General features: G+C 72.8%; 5 protein-coding genes. 1 reads left to right on the forward strand and 4 read right to left on the reverse strand.

What is annotated here, in order from left to right:
• The coding region (locus ACXJKG_RS19070) for a xyloglucanase (RefSeq protein ID WP_456847308.1) at positions 1-2,486 on the reverse strand (2,486 nt) is incomplete at its 3' end.
• A gap of 208 nt (positions 2,487-2,694) precedes the next feature.
• On the opposite strand from ACXJKG_RS19070, the gene ACXJKG_RS19075 reads away from it, so the two are divergent.
• A complete protein-coding gene (locus tag ACXJKG_RS19075) occupies positions 2,695-2,901 on the forward strand; it encodes a hypothetical protein (protein WP_456847309.1) in 207 nt (68 codons plus the stop codon).
• Here the strand turns inward: ACXJKG_RS19075 and ACXJKG_RS19080 are convergent.
• The 3 genes from ACXJKG_RS19080 to ligD all read right to left on the reverse strand — a co-directional run.
• Complete coding sequence (locus ACXJKG_RS19080) at positions 2,898-4,067, reverse strand: App1 family protein (RefSeq protein ID WP_456847310.1); 1,170 nt, start codon at positions 4,065-4,067, stop codon at positions 2,898-2,900. The two genes, ACXJKG_RS19075 and ACXJKG_RS19080, sit on opposite strands and share 4 nt — an antisense overlap.
• A complete protein-coding gene (locus ACXJKG_RS19085; RefSeq protein WP_456847311.1) occupies positions 4,064-4,624 on the reverse strand; it encodes a Dps family protein in 561 nt (186 codons plus the stop codon). The genes ACXJKG_RS19080 and ACXJKG_RS19085 overlap by 4 nt, the downstream gene beginning before the upstream one ends.
• Before the next feature lie 89 nt (positions 4,625-4,713).
• Positions 4,714-5,317, reverse strand: a 604-nt coding sequence (gene ligD / locus ACXJKG_RS19090) for a non-homologous end-joining DNA ligase LigD (protein ID WP_456847312.1), incomplete at its 5' end; no start/stop codon positions are given.

The following is a 5,317-nucleotide window of genomic DNA, read 5'->3' on the forward strand; positions in this document are numbered from 1 at the left end:
GTGTTCCAGTCGGACGTCGTGTACCTCACGGTGCAGGCCGCCGCCGGCGTCGTGGGGATGACCGTCGGCGTCGGCGTCGGCGTTGGGGTGGCCGTCGGCGTCGGTGAAGCCGTCGGCTTCGGGGTCGTCGGGGTGGGCGTCGGCGTCGGTGACGTCGTGGGGTCGGTGCCCGTCAGGTTGCCGACGACGATGCCGCGGCCGTTCGTCGCGACGTACACCCGGCCGTACACGTCGGGGTCACCGATGACGTTCTCGCCGGTCCAGCCCCACTGGTGCTGGTCGTCGTTGATCCGGACCCAGGTGGCGCCGGCGTCGATCGAGCGGAAGATGCCGCGCACCCCGCCGATCTTCGAGGACGTGTAGATCGCCGGGTAGGTCGCGCCGGGCGCTGCCTTGCCGAACCCCACGGTGTCGCCCTGCTCGACCGCCGCATTCTTGGTGAAGGTCGCGCCCGAGTCGGTCGAGTGCCACAGGCCGTAGGCGCCGCCCTTGTCGTCACCGCCCGCGAGCCAGACGTCGCCCTCGCGGCCGAAGACCGCGGAGAAGCGCGCGGGACCCGCCGCGGGCAGACCCGTGGCCTTCGACGCCGTGAACGTCACGCCGCCGTCGACCGAGGTCCAGAACGTGCCCGCCGAGAACGCGTAGAACTTCAGCGGGTTGACGCGGTCCGACTCGACGCGCGCACCGATGGGTGCCCCCGTCGACCTCGTCCAGCTCGAGCCCAGCGTCGAGGACGTGTAGACGCCGCCGCCGTCGGTGCTCCAGACGATGCGGCCGCCGTCCGCACCGATCGCGATCGTGCCCGGACCGGTCACGCCGGGGGGCTCCTGGCCGGCCCACCACGAGCTGCCGCCCGACGTCGAGATGCCGATCCGCGACACCCCGGCGTCGCCCTTGCCCACCCGGACCATCGTTGCGGGCGTCTTCTCGGCGAAGTCCACGCCGGTGATCGAGCCCAGGGCGGGCGCGGTCGACGAGTACGCCGGCGGGACCTTGGTGATGTCGCTGTGCACGAACCCGCCGATGTCCCCGAGCCCCGAGATCAGCTGCGTGGCGCCCGGGGGAGAGGCCAGGTCGAGCACGGCCGTCTCCTCGAGCCCCTGCGCCCGCACGCCGATGGCGACCTTGCCGCCGGTGTCCCACGCGGTGAGGTTGGAGCCGCCGTAGACCGTCGCGCCTGTGCCGTAGAGGAACGAGCTCGAGTCGAACGGGTCGATCTCGAAGGACTCGGTCATCCAGCCCAGCTTCGGGCTCGGTTCCGGGGGAGCGGCCCGCTTGCCGAAGTCGAGCCACGGCGCCCCCGAGATGTCGAGGGAGTAGCGCAGCGTCCGGTCCGGGTAGCCGTTCCAGTCCCAGATCCGGGACCACGTGGCGCCGCGGTCGGTGGACCGGAACACCTGGATGTCCGGGAACCACGAGATCTGCGTGACGGCCATGATCGTGTTCGGGTGCTGGCGGTCGATGGTCAGGCCGCTGTACCCGAAGTAGTTGTCGCTGCTGCTGGAGGGCACGGGGCTGATCTGGGTCCAGACCCCGGTCGCCGCGTCGAGCCTCCAGAGGTCGCCGTGGCCGCCGTCGTACGGACCGCCGGTGTCGCTCGTGGCGATGTAGAGCTGCTTGCCGACGGAGTCGAAGACGCCCTTGTGCGCGATGAACCCGGTCGGCTGGCCGGCGACCCGCGACCAGGTCGCCCCCGCGTCGGTCGACCGGTAGACGGTGTTGTCCTTGTCGGCGACGCCCACGTAGATCGTCCTGGTGGGGGAGCCCTTGGTGCCGCTGGTCGGGTCGAACGTGACCCACACGACGCCCTGGTTGGTGGTCAGGTACCCGTTGGGGTCGCTCGGGTCCTGCACGTAGGTGCCCACGTTGGTGAAGCTCGAGACCTTCGCCCAGGTGACACCCGAGTCGGTGCTCCGCCACAGGCCGTTGCCGCCCTCGGTCCCGAAGTACAGGACGCGGTCGTCGTTGGGGTCCACCTGCAGGCGCTCGCCCATGCCGCGGCCGGGCATGTTGCCGCCGACCTTGAACGGCAGGGCGGTCGTCGCCCACGTGGCTCCGCGGTCGGACGAGCGCAGGATCGCGCCGTTGTTCGGGTCCCAGCCGTTCGTGTACATGCCCGTCGCGACGAACACCTTGTTCGGGTTCACCGGGTCGGTGGCCAGCGACAGGACGCCGTTGTGCCCCCAGTCGGACCAGCCGATGCTGTCGAGCAGCGGAACCCACCGCGTGGTTGTCTGGTCGAGGCGGTAGGCGCCGCCGATGTCGGTCCGGGCGTACACGAGCCCCTTCTCCGACTGGTTGTAGACGATGCCGGGGACGAACCCACCCCCGACCACCTCGACGTTGCCCCACGTGTACGGGGTCGTCGCGGCGTGCGCGGGTTCCTGGGTGGCGACGGCGACGAACGCGCAGGCGACCAGGGCGCTCGCGGCGGCGACGGCCGCGAGCCGGGCCGGGGTGCGGGGTACGAGCGAGGGGGCGGGCATCCGCGGCACTCCTTCGTGAGGGCGGGAGGGCACCGGGCGGCCTTGCCCGGGGACCCTGAGGGCCACCGCGGGGCGACGGCCGCCGCGACCGTATCGACGCGCTCCGCAGCCGCAGCAGGTCGCGAATCGTTTAGCCCGTCTCGGGACGGACCGGACCAGGTGCTGGTCGCCGCGTGCACAGGGGGTCGGCGAGCGGTAGAACCGGAGCATGAGCCGCGACCGCGACCTGACGTCCGACCCTGCCGCCGAGCACCTCGCCGACCGCGAGCACGCCCAGGCGGAGCTCGATGCTGCCGACGCACGATCCGGTGGCAACCCCGACCGCGCCCCGCGGTCCCTCCACGCCGTCGAGCTCGAGGCCGACGACGAGGCCATCGCCAGCAGCGACGAGTGGGACGACCCCGAGCGTCTCTAGCCCAGCCGGACCCCGCACTCCCACACACCCTGCAGGAGCGTCTGACCGTCGGCTCCCTGGATGACCGGGACGCCGTCAGGCCGGCGCGCCGCGGCCTGCTCCGCGCGCACCGCCTCCGTGGTCGGCGCCGGGACGCCGTGCGCCAGCACGTGCTCGCTGAAGGTCAGCTGCCGGATCAGGATCGCCTGCACGTGGTCCGGGAAGCGCTGGGCCGCTCCCGCGTAGATCTGCGGGTCGCGCTGGCCGTCGTCGCCCACCAGCATCCAGCGGACGTCCGGCAGCTCCTCGAAGAGCCGTCGCAGCTGGGCGACCTTGTGCGCGGGGCCGCTGCGGAACCAGCCGCTGTTCGTCGGGCCCCAGTCCGTCAGCAGCAGCGGGCCGGCCGGGTAGCGCCACCGGCGCAGGAACCGGGCGATCGCCGGCGCCGCGTTCCAGGCGCCCGTCGACAGGTAGACGACCGGGACCTCCTGGCCGCCGGCGCGCAGCTCGCTGTAGAGGCGCGCCATCCCCGGCACGGGCTCGCGGGCGTTCTCGTGCCGCATCAGCACGTTCCACGCGGCCACGAGGGGCCGGGGCAGGCGGGTGACCATGACGGTGTCGTCGATGTCGCTGACGATGCCGAACCGGCTCCCCGGCCCGATCACGTGCACCGGGGCGAGCGCGACCCTGCCGTCCGTCGTGGTGAGCCGGACGTCGTGCCAGCCGGGCGTGAGGTCCGCCGCGAGGACGGCGTCCACGTACCCGCCGCGGTCGGTCACCACGTGGTGGGTCCGGTCCCCGACCTGGACCTCGAGCTCGGCGCCGGACACCTGGGCGGTCGCAAAGCTGCGCCAGCCGCGCACGGCGCTGGCCGACCGGGCGCCGACCTGGGCGTCCGACCCGGCACCGGGAAGGTCGTCGTCCCCGACGTGCGGTGCCGCCAGCACCGTGCGGGCCAGCACGCGCACCCACCCGGGCGCGCCGTACCCCGCGTACGGCTCGATGCGGACGGTCCATCCGCGGCGCCGCAGGCCGCCGGCGACGGCGCGGTCGAACCCGTCCTCGAGGCGGGCGGCGAGGTGGGTGCGCGGGATCGCCGACGTCGGACCGGCCGGACGCGCCGAGCGGAGCACCGGCCCGCCGCGGGACGAGCCGACGACGGGCCGGGCGCTGGGGGGAGGCGTCACGCGACGTCCTTGGCGGCGGCCTTCCGTGCAGAGGCCTTCTCGGTCTCGGACTGGCCGGTCGTGAGCGCACCGCCGACGGACTCCAGGTGGGCGCGGACGAACCAGTGGAAGAGCTCCAGCTCGTGCAGGTGCCCGATGAGCAGGTCGTTGGTGACGTCGTCCAGCTCCTCGACGTCCTTGGCCGCCTTGCGGTGCGCCTCGATGACGCCCACGTAGACCACGTCGAGCGCTCCGAGGTGGGCGATCGCGCTGTCGCGGCCGATCGAGTAGTCGTCCCACGTGCGGTTCTTCACCAGCGCGCCGGGGGTGCCGACGGGCGCGACTCCCAGCGTGGCGATCCGCTCGGCGATGGCATCGACCATGAGCCGGACCGCGTCGACCTGCGGGTCGAGCATCTCGTGCACCGCGATGAAGTGCGGACCGACCACGTTCCAGTGGATGTGCTTGAGCGTCAGCGCGAGGTCGTTGAGGGCGTCCAGCCGCTCTTGCAGGACGGCGGCGACCTGCGCGCCCTCCTTCGGGGTCAGGGACGGGACGGTGTACTTGGGCAACGCCATGACAGCTCCTTCGGTGCAGTTCGCGGGGTGTCTTCCCGAACTACCGACCACGCTGCCAAACGTCGACGCGGGCCGCCATCCGAACGGGCTCAGGCGAACGGATCTCCGCGCTCGGCGTAACGCGCCGCGACCTCGTCGGGGCCCAGCTGCATCAGTCCCGGGCCGATCTCGTCCCACCAGCGCGGCGCGGCCACGTGCGGAACGTCCCGACCCCGCAGCGAGTACGGCGTGATCGTCGTCTTCGCGGGGTGGTTCTGCGACCAGTCGATGAGCACCTTGCCGCCGCGCAGGTCCTTCTTCATGATCGCGACGACCTGGCCGGGGTGCGCCGCCGCGATCTCGTAGGCGACGTCGCGCGCGTACTGCCGGACCTCCATCACGCTCTGCGTGCCCGGCAGGGGCGCGTACAGCTGCATCCCCTTGCTGCCGGACGTGACCGGCACCGTGACGTCCAGCCCGTCCTCGCGCAGCCGGTCGGCGACGAGGTGCGCCACGGCCGCGCACTCGGTCAGTCCCGCGGGCGCGCCCGGGTCCAGGTCGACCACCAGCCGGTCCGGCTTGTGCACCTTGCCGCGCGGACCGACCCGCCACTGCGGCGTGTGCAGCTCGAGCGCGCCCTGGTTCGCCGCCCACACGAGCCCCGCGAGGTCGTCCAGGAACGGGAGCTCCAGCTCCGCGCCCTCGTCGTTGGAC

This window comes from Cellulomonas sp. P5_C6, assembly GCF_054049635.1.